We start from the raw sequence: 22,213 nt of genomic DNA on the forward strand, positions 1-22,213 counted from the left end.
GGGGCGCTCAGGCGCCCTGCTTGTCTTGCTGCCATTGCGCCTTGAGCGCCGCGGTGACCGCCGGCGGCACGAAGCCGGAGACGTCGCCGCCCAGCCGGGCGATCTCGCGCACCAGCGACGAGGAAATGAAGCCGTACTGCTCGGCCGGGGTCAGGAACAGCGTCTCGACCTCCGGGATCAGGTGGCGGTTCATGCTGGCCAGCTGGAATTCGTATTCGAAGTCGGACACCGCGCGCAGGCCGCGCAGCAGCACACCGCCGCCGACCGCCTTGACGAAGTGCGCCAGCAGGCCGTCGAAGCCCTGCACTTCCACATGCGGGTGCCGGGCCACGGCCTCGCGGGCCAGCGCGACCCGCTGCGCCAGCGGCAGCGCCGGTCCCTTGCCCGGGCTCTCGGCCACGCCGATGATCACGCGCTCGAACAGCGGCGCGGCCCGGTCGATCAGGTCGATATGGCCGTTGGTGATGGGGTCGAACGTGCCGGGGTACACGGCCGTCCGGGTGCGCGCCACAGTCATTCAGTCGTCGCCGGCGGGTCGTCGGGCCGAAGTGTAACAGCGGCGTGATGGCCCGGGGCGCGATACAGCGCGTAGCGGACCTCGCGCGTCCGGCCCTCCCGGTGCAGGGCCCAGTCCGGTGGAACCGCCGGCACGACGTCCACCGGCGATTCCACGTAGATCCAGGCCCCGGGCGCCAGCCGCGGCACCAGCGCCTCCAGCGCGCGGTCCCACAGGCCGTCGGCGAACGGCGGGTCCAGGAACACCAGATCGAAGGCCTCTTGGCGGCCGCCCAGCCAGGCCAGCGCATCCGCCGCATGCACCTCGGCCGGCGCGGCCAGCTTCGCCACCGCCTCGCGCAGCGCGGCGGCGAGGCCGGGGTCGCGTTCCACCAGCATCGCCTGCGCGGCCCCGCGCGACAGGGCTTCGAGCCCCAGCACGCCGGTGCCGGCGAACAGGTCGAGCACGCGCGCACCCGGCAGGGCCGGCATCAGCCAGTTGAACAGGGTCTCGCGCACGCGGTCGCTGCTGGGCCGCAGGCCGGGACGCTCCGGCACCGCCAGCTTCGTGCCACGCCAGCGCCCGCCGATGATCCGGACCTGGCCGGTACCGCGCGGGGCGGCGGCAGGCGCGGCAGGGGGGCGACGAACGTTGCGGGGCATCGGAAAGCCGGGAGCGGAAGGCTCCGCATGATACGACCCCGACGCGCCCTTCCTGCAGGACATCGCGGGTTGAAATCGGCCGCCCCACCCATATACCGGGAGCCATCGGCCGCGCCGGCGGCCCGCATGACGATCCAAGGAGCACGTCCACGATGACCACCGAAACCCGCAAGGAAACACTGGGCTTCCAGGCCGAAGTGAAGCAGCTGCTGCAGCTGATGATCCACTCGCTGTATTCGAACAAGGAGATCTTCCTGCGTGAGCTGGTCTCCAATGCCGCCGACGCCGCCGACAAGCTGCGCTTCGAGGCGCTGAAAGACCCGAAGCTGCTGGAGGAAGACCCCACCCTGCGCATCCGCATCGGCTTCGATGCCGCTGCGCGCACGGTGACCATCGACGACAACGGCATCGGCATGAGCCGCGACGAAGCCATCGCCCACCTCGGCACCATCGCCAAGTCGGGTACCGGCGAGTTCCTGCGCGCGATGTCCGGCGACCAGAAGAAGGACGCCAACCTGATCGGCCAGTTCGGCGTGGGCTTCTACAGCGCCTTCATCGTGGCCGACAGCGTCGACGTGTTCAGCCGTCGCGCCGGTCTGCCCGCCGGCGAGGGCGTGCACTGGTCCAGCGCCGGCGAAGGCGATTTCGAGGTCGCCACCGTCGACAAGCCCGAGCGCGGCACCCGCATCGTGCTGCACCTGAAGGACGGCGAGGAAGGCTTCGCCGACGGCTGGAAGCTGCGCGGCATCATCAAGAAGTATTCCGACCACGTCGGCCTGCCGATCGAGATGCCGAAGGAGCATCACGGCGAAGATGCGCCCGCAGCTCCCGAATGGGAAGCGGTCAACAAGGCCAGCGCGCTGTGGACGCGTGCGAAGTCCGAGATCAAGGACGAGGAATACACCGAGTTCTACAAGCACATCGCCCACGACTTCACCGACCCGGTGGCGTGGAGCCACAACAAGGTCGAAGGCAAGCTGGAATACACCTCCCTGCTGTACGTGCCCGGTCGCGCGCCGTTCGACCTGTACCACCGCGACGGCGCCAAGGGCCTCAAACTCTACGTGCAGCGCGTCTTCATCATGGACCAGGCCGAGCAGTTCCTGCCGCTGTACCTGCGCTTCCTGCGCGGCGTGGTGGATTCGTCCGACCTGTCGCTCAATGTCTCGCGCGAGATCCTGCAGTCGGGGCCGGTAGTGGACTCGATGCGCTCGGCGCTGACCAAGCGCGCGCTCGACATGCTGGAGAAGCTGGCCAGGGACAAGCCCGAGGACTACAAGGCGTTCTGGACCCACTTCGGCCAGGTGCTGAAGGAGGGCCCGGCCGAGGACTACGCCAACCGCGAGAAGATCGCCGGCCTGCTGCGCTTCGCCTCCACCCACGACGCCGCCGGCGAGCCAAGTGTCTCCTTGGCGGACTACGTGGGCCGCATGAAGGAAGGCCAGGACAAGCTGTACTACCTGACCGGCGACACCCACGCGCAGATCAAGGACAGCCCGCACCTGGAGATCTTCCGCAAGAAGGGCATCGAGGTGCTGCTGCTCACCGACCGCATCGACGAATGGCTGATGGGCTACCTGACCGAGTTCGACAGCAAGTCCTTCGTCGACGTGGCCCGCGGCGACCTGGACCTGGGCGCGCTGGACAGCGAGGACGACAAGAAGGCGCAGGAAGAAAGCGCCAAGGCGAAGGAAGCGCTGACCAGCCGCATCAAGACCGTGCTGGGCCTGGACGTGGCCGACGTGCGCGTCTCGCACCGCCTGACCGACTCGCCCGCCATCCTCGCCATCGGCCAGGGCGATCTCGGCCTGCAGATGCGACAGTTGCTGGAAGCCAGCGGCCAGCAGGTGCCGGAGAGCAAGCCGGTGTTCGAGTACAACCCCGACCACCCGCTGATCGCCAAGCTCGACGCCGAAAGCGACGCGAACCGCTTCGCCAGCCTCACCCGCGTGCTGTTCGACCAGGCCGCGCTGGCCGCCGGCGAAAGCCTCAAGGACCCGGCCGGCTACGTGAAGCGGCTCAACGCGCTGCTGCTTGAGCTGTCGGCCTGAGGGATCCCTTCTCCCCGCATGCGGGGAGAAGGTGCCCGAAGGGCGGATGAGGGGCGAGCGCAGCTCCGTAGCCCGGGTAGAGCGCAGCGAAACCCGGGGGCTGTTTGCGTAGAGGGCTTCGACAGCGCATCGGAGATCGCGTGGTCCCGGGTTTCGCTGCGCTCTACCCGGGCTACGGGGTGCAATTCAGGCGCTGACGTCCAGCAACCCGCCCAGCGTCTGGTCCGCCACCTTCAGCACGAACAGGTTGGCGCCGGCCATCGCCTTGTAGGTCAGCATCGCGGCGACGTCCTCGATCGGGGCGCCGGGATCGGCGGGCGCCGCGACCACGCGCGCGGACACACCGCCCACCTCGGCCGACAGCGCCACCGACTGCCGCGTGGCATCGGGCGTGGCCAGGTTGGCGATGTTGTGCGCCGCGGCCTGCATGCCGAGCGAGGCGGCGCGCAGGCCCGAGGTGGCGATGCCGGTGATGGCGTTCATGCGGGGACTCCGGGTTCTCCGCCCTCGATATCGGCCATCCCCGGCCCCACTTGAGTCCTGTGTCCAAGCGCCCGACAGCCGGGTGGTAGCATGTCGCCCTCTTCGAGATACCCCCTGCAATGATCGGTTTTTTCCGCCGCAAGAAGCCCCAGGACGGTGCCGACACCGCCCAGACCCGTCCCAGCATCGAGGAACTCGCCGCCGCCTTCCCGCGCGCGCCCAGCGAGTCGCTGCCGGAAGACACGGCTCCGCCTTCTGCCCCCTCGACGGGCGAGCACGTGCCGCAGGCGGATCAGGGGGAAAGCCAGGCAGCCGCGCCGGCGCCAGTGGCGGCGCCCGCCACCACGCCCGAGCCATCGCCCGCGCAAGCGCAAGCGCTGGACAGTGAGCCTGGAGTCGATGCCGCTCCTGCTGCCCCGGCCGGCAAGCCCGGCTGGCGCGATCGTCTGCGCCGCACCAGCGCCGCGCTGGGCCTGGCCGGCCTGTTCACGCGCAACCCGCGCCTGGACGACGACCTGCTGGATGAGATCGAGACCGCGCTGCTGACCGCCGACGTCGGCGTGCCGGCGACCACCGCCATCATCGAAGACCTGCGCAAGCGGATGAAGGCGCGCGAATTCGCCGACGCCCAGGCCTTGCTGAAGGCGCTGCGCGCCGACCTCATCGCGCTGATCGCGCCGGTCGCCAGACCGCTGGTCATCGATGCCAGCCGCAAGCCCTTCGTCGTGCTGACCGTGGGCGTCAACGGCGTGGGCAAGACCACCACCATCGGCAAGCTGGCGCGCCGCTTCAAGCAGGACGGCCACAGCCTGATGCTGGCCGCCGGCGACACCTTCCGCGCCGCCGCGGTCGCGCAGCTGCAGACCTGGGGCGAACGCAACGGCGTGCCCGTGGTCGCGCAGGGCCAGGATGCGGATGCCGCGTCGGTCGCCTTCGATGCCCTGCAGTCGGCCAAGTCGCGCGGCACCGATGTGCTGATCGCCGACACCGCCGGCCGCCTGCACACGCAGACCGGGCTGATGAACGAACTGGGCAAGATCCGCCGCGTGCTCGGCAAGATCGACGCAAGCGCACCGCACGAAGTGCTGATGGTGATCGACGGCACCACCGGCCAGAACGCGCTCTCGCAGCTGCGCCAGTTCCATGCCGCCGTCGGCGTCACCGGCCTGGTGGTCACCAAGCTCGACGGCACGGCGAAGGGCGGCGTGGTGTTCGCGCTGGCACGCGAGTTCGGCATCCCGATCCGCTACGCCGGCATCGGCGAGCGCGTGGAAGACCTGCGCGTGTTCGATGCGGAATCGTTCGTCGATGCGCTGTTGCCGGAAGCGCTGGGTGGCAGCTGACATCGGAGCCTCTGCTGTTGTGGGAGCGACGTCAGTCGCGATGACGCCATCGCAGTGGTCGATCGCGGCTGACGTTGCTCCCACAGGACGCTGCACGTGAGCGCTGACTCCTTCGCCTCCCGCCTGCTGGCGTGGTTCGACGATCACGGCCGCCACGATCTGCCCTGGCAGTATCCGCGCACGCCTTATCGCGTGTGGCTGTCGGAAATCATGCTGCAGCAGACGCAGGTGACCACCGTCATCCCGTACTTCCTGCGCTTCGTCGAGCGCTTCCCGACCCTGCCCGACCTGGCGGCCGCGTCCACCGACGACGTGATGGCGCACTGGGCCGGGCTGGGCTACTACGCCCGCGCACGCAACCTGCATGCCGCGGCGAAAGCCTGCGTCGCCGCGCACGGCGGCGAACTGCCGCGCGATTTCGACGCCCTGCATGCGCTGCCCGGCATCGGCCGCAGCACCGCAGGCGCGATCCTCTCGCAGGCGTGGAACGACCGCTTCCCCATCCTCGATGGCAACGTCAAGCGCGTGCTGACGCGTCTGCATGGCGTCGTCGGCTGGCCCGGCCTGCCGGCGGTGGAAAAGCGGTTGTGGACGCTGGCCGACGAACATCTGCACGACGTACCCGACGGTCGCCTGGCCGACTACACGCAGGCGCAGATGGATTTCGGCGCCACCCTGTGCACGCGCGCCAAGCCGGCCTGCGTGGTGTGTCCCGTGCAGGACGATTGCGTGGCGCGTCGCGACGGTCTTACCGCCGCGCTGCCGACCTCGAAGCCATCCAAGGTGTTGCCCGAACGCGAGGCCGTGGCGCTGTGGCTGGAGAACGCGGAAGGCGACATCCTGCTGCAGCGGCGGCCGGAGACCGGCATCTGGGCGTCGCTGTGGACGCTGCCGCAGGCGGATACCGATGCGGGCATGCGCGAGTGGTTCGCGCGCGAGGTCAAGGGAAACTACGACGCCGCGGAAGAACTGCCCGTCATCGTGCATACCTTCAGCCACTACCGCCTGCATCTGCAGCTGCAGCGCCTGCGCAAGATCGCCCTGCGCGACGTGGTGCGCGACAATGACGGTCTGCGCTGGGTGGCGCGTGGCGATTTGGCCGCGCTGGGCCTGCCGGCGCCGATCCGCAAACTGCTAGGGAATTGACCGATGCCGCGCACCGTCTTCTGCCAGTACGAACAACGCGAAACGGAAGGGCTCGACTTCGTCCCCTACCCCGGCGAGCTGGGCAAGCGCATCTACACCGATATCGGCAAGCCCGCCTGGGCGGCGTGGCTGGCGCACCAGACCATGCTGATCAACGAGAACCGGCTGTCGCCGCGCGATCCCAAGCATCGCGCCTTCCTGGAGACCGAACTGGAGAAGTTCCTGTTCGGCGGCGGCGCGGACAAGCCGGCCGGTTACGTGCCCACGCCGTAATCGGGACCGGCTTCGTTCTCAGCTCTTCGCTTCGCGCTCCACCGCGGCGGCTTCGCGCAGTTCTTTCTGGCTGGCGCGCAGGGCCTTCACGTCCAGTGGGCGGATGGTCTGGATACGACAGGGAACCTTGATGCTGGACGTGCCTGCGCCCAGCGGAATCACGTCGTCGAAGCGCGCCGAGACCCGACTGCCGAAGTGGGTGATGCGGATGGCCGCGGCGTAGTCGAGGTCCAGGCAAGGCCCGGACAGCTCCAGCAGGAAGGCCTCGCTGGGTTTGGTCCACACCGCCAGCGCGCCATCGCCCAAGGGGGACCAGCCATTGATGGCGCCGAAATAGCGGAAGTCCTTGACCGGCTCGCCGGCGTGGCTGCGGTAGAAGGCCAACTTTTCCGCATCCGTCTGCTGGGGGCCGGTGGCGCAGGCGGCCAGCATCGTCGCCATCAGCAGGGCAAGAAGCGTCGCGTGTTTCATGGTCGGTTACCTGTCGGTGCGTGGAGGGGCACACTTCCGGACGCATGATGCCCCCGCCCCGGCGGGCCCGCGGCAGCCCGAAGACCCGCCATTCAGCGCCTGTCCGGCTTGCCATCGCCCCGGGGGGTCCGTATCATTGCGCCTCTTCCCGCCGTACGTCCGTACCGCGAAAGACCTTGGCCTGGTAGCTCAGTTGGTAGAGCAGCGGATTGAAAATCCGCGTGTCGGTGGTTCGAATCCGCCCCGGGCCACCATATCGTTTACGGAAGGCCTGCAGCGATGCAGGCCTTTTTCGTGCCCGTCAGGAGCACCGCACTTGTCCATGCCCGAGCCCATCCGCCTTGCCAAGCGTGTCGCCGAACTGACGGGGTGTTCGCGCGCGGAGGCCGATCAGTACATCGAAGGCGGCTGGGTCACGGTCGACGGTGAGACGGTGGAAGCACCCCAGCACCCGGTCACCGACGAGCGCGTCGAGATCGATCCCGCCGCGAAACTCACCGCCAGCGAACCGGCCACACTGCTGCTGCACAAGCCCGAAGGCGTCGCCTGGCAGGACGCCGCCGCGCTGGCCGTGCCGGCCACGCACATCGCCGACGACGACAGTGGCGTTCGCCCGCTGAAGCGCCACCTGCAGCGGCTGACCGCGCTGATGCCGTTGGACACGGAGGCGAGCGGACTGATCGTACTCAGCCAGGATGGACGCGTGTGGCGTCGCCTGACCGAGGACTATGCGCAGATCGAGCAGGAATTCGTGGTGGAGATCCGCGGCGAGACCGGTCCCTACACGCTGAGCCGCATCGGCCATGTACCCACCTACCAGGGACGCGGCCTGGCGCCCTGCAAGGTCAGTTGGCAGAACGAGGTGCGGCTGCGCTTCGCGATCAAGGACGTGCAGCCCGGCGAGCTGCGCCACCGCTGCCGGGAAGGTGGACTGGACGTGGTGTCGATCCGGCGCCTGCGGGTGGGTCGTGTCGCCCTGTCCAAGATGCCCGCCGGGCAGTGGCGCTACCTGCCGACCGGTACGCGCTTCTAGGCCGACTACGGCGGACGCATCCGCTGTCCGCAGGGGAGTCCGCAAGCGGGCACAGCGTGGAGCGGCTGCCCACGCGCGCGCCACGCCGCTTCACATGCCTGTGCACGCATGACGACTAGGCTGGCCGCAGGTTTTCCGAGGATCGGCCATGCGACTGCCCACCCTGTTGTGCGTCTTCCTGCTCACTGCCTGCGGTAGCGGTGCCGCTGCGCGTGGCGGCGATGCGCCCACCTGTGCCAGTGTTGCCGCCAAGCAGCGGGCTGCCGAGAACGTGGACGAAGCCTACGAAGAGATCCGCCAGCGCACGGTGACGTCGCCTACCGAAAAGAACCAGCAGAAGCTGTCGGAAGCCGCGACTGAATCGGCCGCCGCCAATGCAGCACTGGAGGCGGCGAAAGCCGAGCAGGCGGCCGGACGTTGTCCGCCGGATTAACTGCCTGGCGCAGTAGCGGCGATGCGGGTCGTGCGCGGCGCCGCATCTTCCACCGTCATCGCGGCGTCGCGCGATGTCGCGTCCTGATGGCAGATTGAGCAGTCGTGCACTTCGTGGACCGAGCCGAGCGCCGGTTCACAGCCTGACCGACCCTGGTCCGGGCCTTTGCCATTGCCATGCAACCAGGTGGCCAGCAGCACGACGGCCACGACGCACCACCCGAGGATGGATCGGGAGTTTGAATCAAGCGGCATGATGGAAAGCTCGTTGTGGCGAATCTGCGCCCGCGACTGCACGGGGTGTGCATGGGCTGGGGTCGACATGTGATATCGCCGCGCGTGCATCAATCCGGACAACGGCGGGCGCGATGGACCGACAGACGGAATCGCGGACAGGGTCCATTCACTGGCAGCCGCACTTTGCCGCATCGGGCGAGTCGCGTTTCACGGCACCGCTCTCGCGGACACCAGGCATGCCCCTGCCTATCCTTCGGGATCCATTCCTGCAGGCCGCCCATGACGCACGTTTCCACTTCCTACGCGATTGGCCAACGCTGGCGCTGCCTCGGGCGCCATGCCGCCGAAACGCCGGTACTGACCATCAACCGCATCGATCAGCATCCGCTGGGCGGCGAGATCCTGCACGTCAGCGTCACCAATGCGCACATCCGCCACCCCGGCCTGCGCAATGGCGTCATCACCACCTTCGCCCACCTTCCGATCATCGGCCAGGTACTGGAGCGCAGCGATGCGGAACTGGTCGGCCAGGGCATGCCCGACCCCGCCTATCTGGACGGCTACCACCAATGGAAGCAGGCCTTCGACGCCGGTCATGCCGGGTCCTACGGCATACCGCTGGCCGAGATCCTGGATCTGATCGAAATGATGCTGGCCAAGCGCGATACCGGCCGCTGACGCTGCAGGGCACTCACGGGATCGCCGGTCGTGGTGCCGGTTTCGGTATGTCCGCCTTCGGTGCGCGACCGGAACCGATCATCGCCACCGCGCGCATTTCCACCACCGCCCCCGGCGCCAACAGCGCACTGGTACCCACGGCGCTCCACGCGGGGTAGTGCGTCGGGAAGAACGCGTGGTGGATCGGTGCGAAGCGGGCGAATTCGGCCTGGAAGCCCTGCGGGTCGGTGGGCCCGGTGTGGAAGGTGGTCAGTTCCACCACGTCGGCATAGGTGGCGCCCGCCTGCGCCAGTTGCTTGCCCAGCGCCTCGAACATGCGCCGCACTTTGTCTTCATAGGTGCCCGGGCCGGCCGCCGGAATGCCGGAGACGATCACCATGTCGCCCACCTTCACGACCGGCGTGTAGTGCCAGTCGTGGTAGGCGGCCTCGTGACCGGGCGGAGCGAAGTGCTCGCGCGTCGGCGCATCCTGCGCATGGATGACCGGTGCGGCCAGGCACAGCAGCAGGCAGGACGTCAGGCGGATCATGTCGGGCACCTCGGGTCGGAACCGCAGTCTTGCGCCACATGCTCCGCTCGCCATGTCCCATCCGTCACGTGGCCATGACGCCGGTCACCCTGCGCTGAATGCCGGGCGCAGTGAGCATCGGCCGCCGCATGCCTTGACGCTGCTTCGACGCGGCCTGCCGCAAGGTCGGCGCACTCCTTCTTTTCCGGAATCATCGAGTGAACATCGTCATGAAGACGGCATCGCATGTCCTTCCCGATCGCTTCACCTGGCTGCGCACGGATGTCGGCCACGACCTGTATGTGGACGACACGCTGATCGCCGAGATTCGCCCCGTCAACGCCGGCCTGATGTTGCGCGTGCGCGTGGACATGGGCGACATCGCCCCGTTCGAGATGGCGGTGCGCTGCGAGGAGCGCGCGATCGGCTGGGCCACACAATGGGCTAGGCAGCGCGCCGGCCTGTTGTGCCGCTACGCCGACCGCCGGCGTACTGCGGCGGCGCCCGCCGGGCTGGCGTTGGCCAGCTGAGCCGCGCTCACTTTGCGGAAGCAGGGTCCTGTGCCAGTCCCTGCAGGAAAGCGACGCTGCGCTCCATGGCCTGGCGCCCCGCTTCGTTGTCCAGGTTGAACTGGTATTCGTGCGGAAGTGCAGGCGTGTAGTCCTTCGGAAAGAACAGCGCATCCACCTTCACCCCCTTCGCTTCGAGCGCAGCAGCGAGCGTGCGCGAATGCGGCTCCAGCGGATCGGCATTGCCTGCACTGATGAAGGAAGGAGGAAACGCGGGGGTGACATGGCGCGCAACCGAGAATGCATCCAGCCGCGGCTCGTCGTGGAAATCCTTGCGGCCGAGATAGGACCACAGCACGGTGCGCATGAAGGCGGCGAAGGGGCTGTCCCACTGCACCAGGCCCGCATCGTACGGACCACAGAACAGCACCGTGCCGGCGAGCTGACCGGGTTGCAGTGCGGGCACCAGGCCGACACGCTCCGCGTGAGCTGGCGAGGTGGTGGCATTGGCCACTTCGGCCGCGATCTGTGCACCCGCCGAATCCCCGGCCAGGACGATGCGGTTGCCGTCGATGTTCAGTTCACCAGCGTGTGCCTGCAGGTAGGCGAGCGCGCCATTGATCTGACGCGCAGGCGTGGGCCAGGTCGCCCCGGGCGCAATGGCGTAGTCCACATTGACCACCACGAAGCCGCGCGCGGCCAGGATGCGCAGGTAATTGGCGATGTCGCCGCGGCGCCCGGAAACGAACCCGCCGCCATGTATCCAGACGACCGTGGTCAATCGCTGCGCACTGCCCTGCACCTGCGCGGGAAAGTAGACGTCCAGCAGCGCATCCGGGTCCGCCGCGTCATACGCAAGGCCGCGCCGCTCGGTGACGCCCGGCGGCAGGTGCTTGCGCAGGGCGTCGGAGGCCTCGGCCGCGCCCTTGTCGAACGCCCAGCGGATCAGCAGGACGGACGGCCACGGACTCAGCTGGAACGCCGCCCAGGTGCCGGCCCCCAGCACCGTCAGCCCAAGCAGCACGCGCAGCGCCCAGCGACGCCCTGTTCCGCCCCGCCTCGCCGTCGCCATCGCCGCCTCCCTCGCCCAGGAGCCTCTGTGCGTTGGTGGGTTTTACACCCGGCGCCCGGCAAAAGAAAAGCCACCGGGCCGGAGAGTGGCCCGATGGCTTGGAGGATGCGCGCCGCCCTCTCTCCGGCGCGCACCACACTCAGTGGCCGCTGCTGGCGGCGAGCTTGTCCAGGTCGATGCCCTGCTTGCGCAACGTGCGGGTGGCCGCGATGGCGTAGAACGCCAGGTAGGCGAAACACACCACGCCGACGATGAAGCTGAAATGCACGCCCACCTGATCCGCCAGTGCGCCCTGCGCAAGGCTGACAAAGCCGCCGCCCATGATCATCATGATCAGCAGGCTGCTGCCTTGGTTGGTCTTGTTGCCCAGGCCGGTGATGGCCAGCGCAAAGATGCACGGCCACATCGTGCTGCAGAACAGACCCACGCTGATGAACGCCACCACGCTTGTCCAGCCGGTGGTGAACATGCCGATCAGCAGCGCGGCAATGCCGCAGATGGCGAAGTACAGCAGCATGCGCGCCGGGTTGCCCTTGCTCGCCAGCGTGGCCAGGATCATCAGCACGATGACGGCGGCGTAGCCGAAGAACTGCGAGACCTCATGCTTCATGATCGCGTTGACGGCCAGGAACACGCCGAACGCGACGTACGGCAGCAGCAGCGTCAGCCAGCGCTTGGCACCGGAACCGACGTTGAACGCTCCGGCCGCGCCGCCCCAGCGGCCGATCATCAGGCTGGCCCAGTACAGCGACACGAACGGCGCGATCTGCGAAGTCTCCAGGCCCAAGCCCTCAGGCGATTCCAGGTAGGCCGGCAGGTTGCTGATGGTCGACACTTCCACGCCCACGTACACGAAGATGGCAATCATGCCCAGCACCAGCTGCGGATAGCCCAGTGCCGACTTCTTGTGGATGAGCTTGCTGGTGTCCTGCGCTTCCGACTCCGAAAGCTTCTCCAGGTCGATGTGATTAGGCACCGAAGAGAACTTCAGGAAGATCGCCACCAGAATGAAGGCCACGCCCAGCACCAGGTACGGCGTCTTGACGCTTTCGATGCTGGCTTCGGTGCCGCCCGACAGCACGCTGCCGAAGATCGCCACGCTGACCAGCAGCGGGCCGATGGTGGTGCCGAAGTTGTTGATGCCGCCGGCCAGCGTCAGCCGCTGCGCACCGGTCTTGGGATCACCGATGACAATGGCCAGCGGGTTGGCCGCGATCTGCTGCAGCGAGAAACCGAGGCCGACGATGAAGAGTCCCGACAGCATCAGGCCGAAGGAACCGCTGTTGGCGGCCGGGTAGAACAGCAGCGTGCCGAGCGCGGAGATCACCAGGCCCAGGCAGATGCCGTTCTTGTAGCCGATCTTGTTGAGCAGATCGAGACCGATGATCTTGGAGACCGCCACATAGATCAGCGACCCCACGGTATAGGCCACGTAGAAGGCCACGGCGACGTACTGGCTCTGCGCCTGCGTCAGGTTGAAGGCTTTCTTGAACACCGGGATCAGGATGTCGTTGCTGGCGGCAACGAAACCCCAGAAGAAGAACACGGTGATCAGCACGCCGAACTGCGACCATCGGGTCGTTTGGGTGGTCATGGATTGGTATGCCTGCTGGTATGGAATCCGGACGGAGCGGCCAGCCTACGGAGCCGCCGCGCGATTGCAACTTGCACTGCGTCAGCGCCCCGCGGTGTCGCCACGGGGCGCCGGTAAACCCTGGCTACTGCGCGCACCTCACCGCGTCGGGCGCATCGGCCGCGCCGGCCACCACCTGGATGTTGGTGAAGGCGGCGGCAAACGGCGTATCAGCGGTGATGCTGAAAGGCGTATCCACGCCACTCAGATCGGCGCCCAGCTTGCCGAAGCAGACCAGCGGCACCTTGACCGTCTGCTTCCTGCCGACAGCGTCGCCGGAGAACGTCGCGGTCAGATCCAGGCTGGCGCCGCAGTTCGCCCCGCAGCCGACGGTGAACTGCACCGGCCTGGTGGGCGCCTGCCTGACGATCACGTCGAACTGCACGGCACCGCGGGCGGCCGCCATCGAGGTGAGGTTGTTCTTCGACGGGTTTCGCGCGAAGAAGCGCGCCGGTGCCAGCCAGGTCACTTCCTTGGCGTCCTGCTGCGTGTTGACCTGCACCGTGGCGACCTGCAGCGCGGGCTTGGCCTGCGGCCAGCGCTGGATGGCGTTCATGTCCGAACCCACCGCCTGCTCTTCGCTGCCAGCGGCCATCTGCAACGTGAAAGGCGCGATATCGGACTGGTTGAACACGCCCATCGCGGTGGCGTCACCGCAGCTGGCCGTCGCATCTTCCGGCAACTTGCCGACGTTGCTGCGGTCGCCATAGCGCAGGCCGGTGTCCAGCGAGAACTGCGGCGTGCTGTCGGCCTTCGGACAGGCGACGGCCGGCCATGGGAAGGTCAGCTTGCCGCGGAAATCGTGCGCCGGCTTGCCATCGATACCGGCCACCAGCACGTCGGTGACGCCCTTGCCTTCCGTGCCCGGCAGCCAGGCAGCGACGAAGCTGCTGGACAGGTTGATCAGGTCGTTGGCGTACAGCGGGCGACCGGACAGGAACACGGTGACGACCGGCTTGCCGGTGGCGGCCGCCGCCTTCAGCGTGGCCAGGTCTTCCGGGTGGCGACGGCTGTGCGCCACGGTGTCGGACGGCACGATATCGCCGTTGGTTTCCGCATACGGGGTTTCGCCGATCGCGGCGACGATGACGTCATAACTGGCCGGATCCACGCCCTCGGCACTGTCGCGCAGCTGCACGTTCGCCTCGCCCAGCTGCTCGCGCAGGCCGGCGGCGATGCTGTCGGCGTTGGGGAAGTCGGCGTTGGTGTTGTCGGTGCCCTGCCAGGTCAGCGACCAGCCGCCGGTCTGGTTGGAAATGCTGTCGGCGCTCTTGCCGACCAGCAGCACGCGCTGCCCCCTCTTCAGTGGCAGTGCGCCACCGTCGTTCTTGAGCAGCACCAGCGATTCGCGCGCCGCGCGGCGTGCCAGGTCGCGATGCACCAATGCCTCCGGCTTGCCCGCATGCTGGCTGGCCGACGGCTTGTGTTCCCACAGACCGGCGCGCAGCTTGACGCGCAGGATGCGCATGACCGCGTCGTCGATGCGGGCCTGCGGAATTTCGCCGGACTTCACCTGGGCGATCGTGTTGGTGATGAAGGACTTCCACTTGTCCGGCACCATCACCATGTCGATGCCGGCATTGATCGCCTGCGCACAGTTGTCGTCGCTGCAACCGGCGACCTGGCCGATGCCGTTCCAGTCGGAGACGACAAAGCCGTCGAAGCCCATCTTCTCCTTCAGCGCGACCGTCAGCAGGTCGCGCGTGCCGTGCATCTTGCCGTAGTCCTTGGCGGCGGCCACGTCATTCCAGCTGTTGAACGACGCCATGACCGTCTGCACGCCGGCTTCGATCGCGCCGTAGTAGCCCTGGCCGTGGACGTTGATCATCTGCGACTGCGTGACCGTGGCGTTGCCCTGGTCCTTGCCGCCGTCGGTGGCGCCGTCGCCGATGAAGTGCTTGGCGGTGGCGACGACGTTGCCGTCCTTGTCCAGCAGGCCCTGCATGCCCTTGACGTAGGCGGCGGCGTACTCGCGGATCAGCGCCGGCTGCGAGGAATAGCTCTCGTAGGTGCGGCCCCAGCGCGCGTCCTGCGCCACGGCGACCGTGGGTGCGAAGGTCCACGACACGCCGGTGGCGCGGGTGGACTGGCCGGTGGCTTCGGCGATGCGCTCGATCAGTTCGACGTCGTGCGCGGCACCCAGGCCGATGTTGTGCGGGAAGATCGTCGCGCCGTAGACATTGCTGTGCCCATGCACGGCGTCCGTGCCCCATATCACCGGCACCGGTATCTTCGCATCGGTGGACATCGACGCGTCGTAGTAGGCATCGGCCAGCCTGACCCAGTCCTCGACCTTGGCGCGCTTGTTCATCGCCGGCCAGGAACCGCCACCGTTGAGCACCGAACCGATGTAGTACGTGCGCACCTCGGCCGGCGTGATCGACTTGATCTCCGGCTGCACCATCTGGCCGATCTTCTGTTCCAGCGTCATGCTGGCGAGGATCTCCGCGGCGCGCGCTTCGACGGCAGGATCCCGCGCGAAGCTGCTCTTCAGCGCCGGCCAGTCCTTCAGTTCGGCGGCATCGCGCGTGGCCGCAGCGGCGGGCGCCAGTTCGGGTTCCTTCTGGGCGCTACACGACAGGCAGGCCAGCAGGCTGGCCCCCAGCAGGGTCACTCGGATCGGATTCACTCACTTCTCCCTTTGGATGACGGCGCACTTCGCATCTTTGCGAAGCACGCCTGATGGATGCCGGGCGCATGCATCGTCCACGCGCGCTCCGGCACCGACAAAGACCTTCTGGAACCCCTCGGCCCGGGTCGGCGGCACCGACAACCGCGTGCAGACCTCCGTGGCCCCACTCGGTTGACAGCGCTGTCATATCCAAGCCACGGAAGGGTGTCAACCAAAATCCCGTTCCAGGCGCCGCGTCGGCGAGGCAAGTGGCGGATTGGCGGGATCGAGGCTCACCGCGATCTTCCGGATTCGCTGCATCGCAACATCCTCCTGCGTGACGATTCCGCCTCCGGCGCACCATCCCGCTCGCCATACGCCGTAGTATCCTGCCGCATCCCCTATGGAGCGGCGGCATGATGCGACGTACTTCCCTGCTGGCACTTCTCGCGGCGACGGCCCTGCTGGCCGGTTGCGGCGATGGCATGGTCCGGCGGGTCTCCGATCCCGCGGTGAGCGTGCAGCAGCTGACCGTGAAGGCCGATGGCCAGTGGGCGGTGGACCTGCGCCTGCAGAACTACAGCAGCATCCCGATGCGCTTCGACACCGTGGAGGTCGACGTGCAGGTCGGCGAGCAGGAGGCCGGCAAGCTGCGCGCCTCGCCCGGCCTGTCGGTCGGCCCGGAGTCGGCGGACGTGGTCACGGTCGCCTTCTCGCCCACCAGCGCCGGCCGCATCGCGGTGGCGGATGCGCTCGCCAGCCGCCGCACCCTGCCGTACACGTTGAAGGGCAGCGCCGGGGCGACGCCGGAAGAAGCCAAGCAGCGCACCTTCGACATCGACACCCGCAACACCCTCAACCCCGTCCCCGGCCTGGACGGCGTGCTGCGCTGAGCGCGGCGCCTCCCCTCATCCGCGATTCCGAGAACCCGCATGCCCGCGTCCTACAAAGCCCCCCTGACCGATCTCCGCTTCGCCCTGTACGACGTGCTGGGCGTCGAAGCCTTGTTCCAGCGCCTCGGCTACACCGAGGCCACCCGCGACATCCTCGATGCCGTACTCGACGAGGCGGCGCGCTTCACCGAAACCGTGCTCGCCCCCCTCAACAGCGTGGGCGACGAGATCGGCAGCCAGCTTGACAAGGCGACCGGCGAGGTCACCACGCCGCCCGGCTTCAAGGCCGCGTATGCGCAGTTCGTGGAAGGCGGCTGGACCGGCCTGACCTCGTCGCCGGACTTCGGCGGCCAGGGCCTGCCGCACACCATGGGCGTGCCGCTCAACGAACTGGTCAATGCCAGCAACCTGGCCTGGGGCAACTTCCCGCTGCTGTCGCATGGCGCGGTGGAAGCGCTCAAGCACCATGGCGAGGCCTGGCAGCAGGAGGTCTTCCTCAAGCCGCTGGTCGATGGCCGCTGGACCGGCACCATGTGCCTGACCGAACCGCATTGCGGCACCGACCTCGGCCTGCTGAAGACCAAGGCCGAGCCGAATGCCGACGGCAGCTACGCCATCACCGGCACCAAGATCTTCATCACCGCCGGCGAGCACGACCTGACCGACAACATCGTGCACCTGGTACTGGCCAAACTGCCCGACGCGCCGCCCGGCGCGAAGGGCATCTCGCTGTTCGTCACGCCGAAGTTCAAGGTCGCCCGCGATGGCACGGTGGGTGAGCGCAACGCGCTGGCCTGCGGCTCGATCGAGCACAAAATGGGCATCAAGGCCTCCGTCACCTGCGTGATGAACTTCGACGGCGCGGAGGGCTACCTGGTCGGCCAGCCGCACAAGGGCCTGCAGGCGATGTTCACCATGATGAATACCGCACGCCTCGGCGTGGGCCTGCAGGGCGTGGGCCTGAGCGAGCGCGCCTACCAGAACGCGCTGCGTTACGCGCGCGAGCGCCTGCAGACGCGCTCACTGAGCGGTCCGAAGTACCCCGACAAACCGGCCGACCCGATCATCGTGCATCCCGACGTGCGCCGCATGCTGCTGACGATGAAGTCGCTGATCGAAGGCAGCCGCCTGCTGGCGCTGCATGCGGGCAGCCTGATCGACGTGGCCACCCACGCCGAGGATCCTGCCGAACGCGAGCGCGCCGACACGCTGGTCAGTTTCCTCACGCCGATCTCGAAGGCGTGCCAGACCGAATGGGGCATCGAGAACACGTACCACGCGCTGCAGTGCTTCGGCGGCCATGGCTACATCCACGAGCACGGCATGGAACAGCTCGCGCGCGATGCCCGCATCACCACGCTGTACGAAGGCACCACCGGCATCCAGGCGCTCGACCTGATGGGCCGCAAGACCGCCGCCACGCAAGCCGCCGGTTTGAAGCTGTTCCTGGCCGACGTGCATGCATTCGTGCAGCAGCACAAGGACGATGCGTCGATGACCGAATTCGTCGACCCGCTGCAGCAGAAGGCGGCCGAGTGGGCCGGGCTGACCAAGAACATCCTGCAGCGCGCGGCGGCCAACCCCGAGGAAATCGGCGCGGCCAGCACGGACTACCTGTTCTACGCCGGCTACGTGGTGCTGGCCTACTGGTGGGCGCGCAGCGTGGCCGCCGCCGATGCCTCGTCGCATGGCGAGTCCTTCAAGCAGGCCAAGCGCGAAACCGCGCGCTTCTACTTCGCCCGCATCCTGCCGCGCACGCTGGCCCATGCCGCCGCCATCGAATCCGGCGCGGACACGCTGATGGCGATGGACGAGGCGCGCTTCGGCGAGGCGTAATCCGGTACCGGAGGAGTGCGGGCAGCGCGCTCCTCCGGTGAAAAGCCACACGCGATACACATTTCGTCAACATTTGGGTATAACCTGCTTCTCCATGGAAGCAGACAGAGCTCAGCTTCACCTGGTCCAGACCGGTTCCCGCCTTTCACCGGTCCCGTCGCCGTCGTCTCCCCGTCCCCACCCCGCCGCCCTGCGACTGCTGTCGCTGGATGCACATGGGCGCGTGCTCGACTGGATCAACTGGCAGGATGCGACCTGCCTGTACGCGCGTGGCGCAGTCGCCTGGACACTCGGCGATCCCTGCCTGCACGTGCACGGCGGCGTCTCGCGGCTGACCGGCGAACAGAGCCTGATCGAACTGCACCCCATCGTGGCCTCGCGCGGCCATGCCCGGGCGCATGCGCTGTCGCCCACGCCGACGCTCACCAACACCGCGCTGTTCGCCCGCGACGCGCACCTGTGCCTGTACTGCGGCCACGAGTACTCGCGCCCGCACCTGACCCGCGACCACGTGCTGCCGCTGTCCAAGGGCGGCAAGGACATCTGGGAGAACGTGGTGACGGCCTGCTTCCACTGCAATTCGCGCAAGAGCAACCGCACCCCGCAGCAGGCCCACATGCCGCTGCTCGCCGTCCCGTACCGGCCCAGCTGGATCGAACACCTGATCCTGTCCAACCGCAACATCCTGGCCGACCAGATGGCATTCCTGAAAGCCCAGCTGCCGAAGAAGTCCAAGCTCTCGGCCTGACCCGGGCCACGTCCCTTCACGCCGTTCCTGAACCGCCCCGGCCTACCCCACGCCGGCTTCACGCGCTTGCTTGCCCCGCTTCACATCGGGGGGGGACAATGACGGCCTAGAACACGCCTGCCGCCAATGATCGCCCCCGACCGCTATCCCCGTCTCTCTCGCATCCATCTCCCGGCCGACCTGCGCCAGTTCGACGAAGCCGAGCTGCCCGCCATCGCCGAGGAGCTGCGGGGCTATCTGATCGAGTCGGTCGGCAGGAGCGGCGGGCATTTCGGCGCGGGCCTGGGCGTGATCGAACTGACGGTCGCGCTGCACTACCTGTTCGACACTCCGCGCGACCGGCTGGTATGGGACGTCGGCCACCAGACCTACCCCCACAAGATCCTGACCGGCCGTGGCGACACCATTCACACGGTGAAGCAGAAGGACGGTGTGGCGCCGTTCCCGAAGCGCGAGGAGAGCGAGTACGACACCTTCGGCGTCGGTCACTCGTCCACGTCGATCTCCGCCGCGCTCGGCATGGCGATTGCGCTGCAGCAGCAGGGCGACGACCGCAAGGTGGTCGCGGTGATCGGCGATGGTGCGATGACCGCGGGCATGGCGTTCGAGGCGCTGAACCATGCCGGTGGCATGGAGCCGGAGCCGAACCTGCTGGTGATCCTCAACGACAACCAGATGTCGATCTCCGAGAACGTCGGCGGCCTGACCAAGATGCTCGGCCGGCTGAGCAGCAGCCGCACGCTCAACGCGCTGCGAGAGAGCGGCAAGAAACTGCTGGGCGACAAGAAGAAGCCGCCGGCGCGCTTCATGCGGCGCTGGGAAGAACACTGGAAAGGCATGTTCGTGCCGTCCACGCTGTTCGAGCAGATGGGCTTCCACTACACCGGCCCGATCGACGGCCATGATGTGGAGGCGCTGGTCGGCGCCCTGAAGACGCTCAAGACGCTGAAGGGTCCGCAGCTGCTCCACATCCTGACCACCAAGGGCAAGGGCTACGAGCTGGCCGAGGGCGACCAGATCGGTTACCACGCCGTCGGCCCGTTCGATCCCGAGAAGGGCCTGGTCAGCAAGGGCGGCGCCAAGAAGCCCACCTACACCGACATTTTCAGCGACTGGCTGTGCGACATGGCCGCCGCCGAGCCGAAGCTGCTGGGCATCACCCCGGCAATGCGCGAAGGCTCAGGCCTGGTGCGCTTCAGCAAGGAGTATCCGCAACGCTACTTCGACGTCGCGATCGCCGAGCAGCACGCGGTGACGCTGGCGGCGGGCATGGCCTGCGAAGGCAGCAAGCCGGTGGTGGCGATCTACTCGACCTTCCTGCAGCGCGGCTACGACCAGCTGGTGCACGACGTGGCGATCCAGAAGCTCGACGTGCTGTTCGCCATCGACCGCGGTGGCGTGGTCGGACCCGACGGCGCCACCCACGCCGGCAACCTCGACCTGAGCTACCTGCGCTGCGTGCCGCACATGGTGGTGATGGCGCCGGCCGACGAAAACGAATGCCGGCAGATGCTGAGCACCGGTTACCACTTCAACGGCCCGGCCGCCGTGCGTTATCCGCGCGGCACCGGCCCCGGCGTGGCGTTGCAGTCGACGCTGGACACGCTGCCGATCGGCAAGGCGGACCTGCGCGTGCGCGGCAACCGCGTGGCGCTGCTCGCGTTCGGCTCCACCGTCGCGGCCGCCGAGCAGGTGGGCCGCGAGCTGGGCCTGACCGTGGTGAACATGCGCTTCGTTAAGCCGCTGGACCGCGACCTGCTGCTCGAACTGGCGAAGACGCACCAGGGCTTCGTCACCATCGAGGACAACGTGGTGATGGGCGGTGCGGGCTCGGGTGTGGCCGAACTGTTCAACGAGGAAGGTCTGGTCATGCCGGTGTTGCACCTGGGCCTGCCGGACGAGTTCCAGCACCATGCCAGCCGCGAAGACCTGCTGGCGGAAGCCGGTATCGATGCGGCCGGCATTCGTGCCGGCGTGCTCAAGCGCTGGCCTGCGCTGGCGGCGCTGCAGGCGAAGACCGCCGCGGGCTGATCGCTGCGGCGGGTGGCCGGATCACTCCGGCGCTTCCACCTCGTAACCCCGGGCCTGCAGCGCGGCCAGGTAACCATCGGACTTGACCAGTTGCCAGACGGGCAACGTGGCGAAGGTGATCCGGTTCTTCTTCAGCGCGCCCTCCGCGATCTCCAGCCAGCGGGCCTGCATCCGGCCTTCGACGTCAGCGATGCCACGCTTGCGCGCGGTCTCGGTGTCGAACCACGCCGACGCGCAGGTCTGCTGCCAGTCCTGGCGGGCACCCGAGCGCAGCGCCGACCAGTCGCCCACGGCCCAGGCGTTCGCGCGCGCCGCCACCAGCGGTAGGTCGCGCTCGATGACGTCCAGTGTCTTGCCGAAGCAGGCCAGGTCGCCTGGCTTGAGGGTTTCCTTGCGGAAGTCCGCCAGCGCCGCACGCGGATCGTCCAGGGTGAGCTTCAGCAGCGTGGGCGTGCGCTTCATCTTGCGCTGCTTCAGGGCCGCGTTGATCACCGGATCGATCACGCCCCCTTCGCGCAGGCCGGCGTCCGACAGCGCCTCGACATAGAGTTGGTAGGCCGCGATCAGCGGGCGTTTCTTCTCGATGCCGCCATCGCGTCCCAGGTGACGCTGCTTGAGCACGCTCCAGCGCTGGTAAAGGTCGGCCGGCAGGACCTCGACCAGCTTCTGCCCATCCGGGTTCTTCGAGGCCTTCAACGCGGAGGGCAGCAGCGTCAGTCCGCGGAAGAATCCCACGTCGGCGTCGACGGTGATGCCGGGCGAGGCGAGCACTTCGTCGGCCAGCCCCAGCACCTGATCGACCTCGTCCGATCGCCAGCGGATGTTCTTCGGCAACGGCGACTGGGTGCCCAGAATGTAGAGCAGATGATCGCCATGCCGCACTTTCCACAGACCGGGACCGGGCTGCACACCGGCCACCACCACGGCCTCCATGTCGATCACGCCCTCTTCAGCGACCGCCGGTGCCGTGGACACGTCCTGCGCATCCGCAGGCAGGGAAAGGATCAGCAGGGATGCCCACAGCATCCCCAAGAACGAACGGCGCATCCCGGACACTCGGTGTGGAA

Annotated in this window: 22 protein-coding genes and 1 tRNA gene; 13 read left to right on the plus strand and 10 right to left on the minus strand. The window is 67.8% G+C overall.

Features of this window, described 5'->3' with window-relative positions:
* Window positions 1-7: 7 nt before the first annotated feature.
* Together coaD and rsmD are read right to left on the minus strand one after the other, a co-directional pair.
* Window positions 8-517, minus strand: a complete 510-nt coding sequence (gene coaD / locus MMG85_RS10575) for a pantetheine-phosphate adenylyltransferase (RefSeq protein WP_055936008.1) — start codon at window positions 515-517, stop codon at window positions 8-10.
* Window positions 514-1,158 (minus strand): 16S rRNA (guanine(966)-N(2))-methyltransferase RsmD, encoded by a 645-nt coding sequence (rsmD, locus tag MMG85_RS10580; RefSeq protein ID WP_241046013.1) that lies wholly within the window; start codon window positions 1,156-1,158, stop codon window positions 514-516. The genes coaD and rsmD overlap by 4 nt, the downstream gene beginning before the upstream one ends.
* A gap of 152 nt (window positions 1,159-1,310) precedes the next feature.
* On the opposite strand from rsmD, the gene htpG reads away from it, so the two are divergent.
* Complete coding sequence (htpG, locus tag MMG85_RS10585) at window positions 1,311-3,209, plus strand: molecular chaperone HtpG (protein ID WP_241046014.1); 1,899 nt, start codon at window positions 1,311-1,313, stop codon at window positions 3,207-3,209.
* Between the two features lie 186 nt (window positions 3,210-3,395).
* Here htpG and MMG85_RS10590 read toward each other — a convergent pair whose 3' ends face one another.
* Complete coding sequence (locus MMG85_RS10590) at window positions 3,396-3,692, minus strand: hypothetical protein (protein WP_241046015.1); 297 nt, start codon at window positions 3,690-3,692, stop codon at window positions 3,396-3,398.
* 119 nt (window positions 3,693-3,811) lie between these two features.
* On the opposite strand from MMG85_RS10590, the gene ftsY reads away from it, so the two are divergent.
* From ftsY to MMG85_RS10605, 3 genes are all read left to right on the plus strand, one after another.
* On the plus strand, window positions 3,812-5,035 hold the full coding sequence (ftsY, locus tag MMG85_RS10595; protein WP_241046016.1) for a signal recognition particle-docking protein FtsY: 1,224 nt from the start codon (window positions 3,812-3,814) through the stop codon (window positions 5,033-5,035).
* 90 nt (window positions 5,036-5,125) lie between these two features.
* Window positions 5,126-6,181 (plus strand): A/G-specific adenine glycosylase, encoded by a 1,056-nt coding sequence (mutY, locus tag MMG85_RS10600; protein ID WP_241046059.1) that lies wholly within the window; start codon window positions 5,126-5,128, stop codon window positions 6,179-6,181.
* A 3-nt stretch (window positions 6,182-6,184) separates the two neighbouring features.
* Complete coding sequence (locus MMG85_RS10605; protein WP_241046017.1) at window positions 6,185-6,454, plus strand: oxidative damage protection protein; 270 nt, start codon at window positions 6,185-6,187, stop codon at window positions 6,452-6,454.
* An 18-nt stretch (window positions 6,455-6,472) separates the two neighbouring features.
* Here the strand turns inward: MMG85_RS10605 and MMG85_RS10610 are convergent, their stop codons facing one another.
* Window positions 6,473-6,925 (minus strand): DUF6491 family protein, encoded by a 453-nt coding sequence (locus MMG85_RS10610; RefSeq protein WP_241046018.1) that lies wholly within the window; start codon window positions 6,923-6,925, stop codon window positions 6,473-6,475.
* A gap of 178 nt (window positions 6,926-7,103) precedes the next feature.
* Between MMG85_RS10610 and MMG85_RS10615 the strand changes: the two genes are divergently transcribed.
* From MMG85_RS10615 to MMG85_RS10625, 3 genes are all read left to right on the plus strand, one after another.
* Window positions 7,104-7,179: transfer RNA gene (locus tag MMG85_RS10615), tRNA-Phe, on the plus strand.
* Between the two features lie 68 nt (window positions 7,180-7,247).
* Window positions 7,248-7,958, plus strand: a complete 711-nt coding sequence (locus tag MMG85_RS10620) for an rRNA pseudouridine synthase (RefSeq protein WP_241046019.1) — start codon at window positions 7,248-7,250, stop codon at window positions 7,956-7,958.
* Window positions 7,959-8,106: 148 nt separating this feature from the next.
* Entirely contained in the window at window positions 8,107-8,391 is a 285-nt protein-coding gene (locus MMG85_RS10625; protein WP_241046020.1) for a hypothetical protein, read from the plus strand.
* Here MMG85_RS10625 and MMG85_RS10630 read toward each other — a convergent pair.
* Window positions 8,388-8,714: a hypothetical protein gene (locus MMG85_RS10630; protein ID WP_241046021.1), complete on the minus strand. Its 327-nt coding sequence runs from the start codon at window positions 8,712-8,714 to the stop codon at window positions 8,388-8,390. The genes MMG85_RS10625 and MMG85_RS10630 overlap by 4 nt on opposite strands.
* 192 nt (window positions 8,715-8,906) lie before the next feature.
* Here MMG85_RS10630 and MMG85_RS10635 point away from each other — a divergent pair, with 192 nt between their 5' ends.
* Window positions 8,907-9,305 (plus strand): hypothetical protein, encoded by a 399-nt coding sequence (locus tag MMG85_RS10635; protein WP_241046022.1) that lies wholly within the window; start codon window positions 8,907-8,909, stop codon window positions 9,303-9,305.
* A 13-nt stretch (window positions 9,306-9,318) separates the two neighbouring features.
* Here MMG85_RS10635 and MMG85_RS10640 read toward each other — a convergent pair whose 3' ends face one another.
* Window positions 9,319-9,834, minus strand: a complete 516-nt coding sequence (locus MMG85_RS10640) for a Rid family hydrolase (RefSeq protein ID WP_241046023.1) — start codon at window positions 9,832-9,834, stop codon at window positions 9,319-9,321.
* A gap of 197 nt (window positions 9,835-10,031) precedes the next feature.
* Here MMG85_RS10640 and MMG85_RS10645 point away from each other — a divergent pair, with 197 nt between their 5' ends.
* On the plus strand, window positions 10,032-10,343 hold the full coding sequence (locus tag MMG85_RS10645) for a hypothetical protein (protein WP_241046024.1): 312 nt from the start codon (window positions 10,032-10,034) through the stop codon (window positions 10,341-10,343).
* Window positions 10,344-10,350: 7 nt separating this feature from the next.
* On the opposite strand, the gene MMG85_RS10650 is transcribed toward MMG85_RS10645, so the two are convergent.
* The 3 genes from MMG85_RS10650 to MMG85_RS10660 form a co-directional block, all read right to left on the minus strand.
* Window positions 10,351-11,346: an alpha/beta hydrolase gene (locus tag MMG85_RS10650; protein WP_241046025.1), complete on the minus strand. Its 996-nt coding sequence runs from the start codon at window positions 11,344-11,346 to the stop codon at window positions 10,351-10,353.
* A gap of 187 nt (window positions 11,347-11,533) precedes the next feature.
* Window positions 11,534-12,988 (minus strand): MFS transporter, encoded by a 1,455-nt coding sequence (locus MMG85_RS10655; protein WP_241046026.1) that lies wholly within the window; start codon window positions 12,986-12,988, stop codon window positions 11,534-11,536.
* Between the two features lie 124 nt (window positions 12,989-13,112).
* The gene (locus MMG85_RS10660; protein WP_241046027.1) at window positions 13,113-15,656 is read right to left on the minus strand and encodes a glycoside hydrolase family 3 protein; all 2,544 of its coding nucleotides are present in this window, start codon (window positions 15,654-15,656) and stop codon (window positions 13,113-13,115) included.
* 401 nt (window positions 15,657-16,057) lie between these two features.
* Here MMG85_RS10660 and MMG85_RS10665 point away from each other — a divergent pair, with 401 nt between their 5' ends.
* The 4 genes from MMG85_RS10665 to dxs all read left to right on the plus strand — a co-directional run bounded on the left by MMG85_RS10665 (window position 16,058) and on the right by dxs (window position 21,146).
* Window positions 16,058-16,531: an LEA type 2 family protein gene (locus MMG85_RS10665; protein WP_055940818.1), complete on the plus strand. Its 474-nt coding sequence runs from the start codon at window positions 16,058-16,060 to the stop codon at window positions 16,529-16,531.
* Between the two features lie 39 nt (window positions 16,532-16,570).
* Window positions 16,571-18,367, plus strand: a complete 1,797-nt coding sequence (locus tag MMG85_RS10670) for an acyl-CoA dehydrogenase C-terminal domain-containing protein (RefSeq protein WP_241046028.1) — start codon at window positions 16,571-16,573, stop codon at window positions 18,365-18,367.
* Between the two features lie 94 nt (window positions 18,368-18,461).
* On the plus strand, window positions 18,462-19,115 hold the full coding sequence (locus tag MMG85_RS10675) for an HNH endonuclease (RefSeq protein WP_082563054.1): 654 nt from the start codon (window positions 18,462-18,464) through the stop codon (window positions 19,113-19,115).
* A gap of 126 nt (window positions 19,116-19,241) precedes the next feature.
* Window positions 19,242-21,146, plus strand: coding sequence for a 1-deoxy-D-xylulose-5-phosphate synthase (gene dxs, locus MMG85_RS10680; RefSeq protein ID WP_241046029.1), 1,905 nt, complete (start codon window positions 19,242-19,244; stop codon window positions 21,144-21,146).
* A 21-nt stretch (window positions 21,147-21,167) separates the two neighbouring features.
* On the opposite strand, the gene MMG85_RS10685 is transcribed toward dxs, so the two are convergent.
* Entirely contained in the window at window positions 21,168-22,193 is a 1,026-nt protein-coding gene (locus tag MMG85_RS10685; RefSeq protein WP_241046030.1) for a TraB/GumN family protein, read from the minus strand.
* Window positions 22,194-22,213: the final 20 nt, after the last annotated feature.

Source organism: Pseudoxanthomonas sp. LH2527 (assembly GCF_022539275.1).
Lineage (GTDB): Bacteria > Pseudomonadota > Gammaproteobacteria > Xanthomonadales > Xanthomonadaceae > Pseudoxanthomonas_A.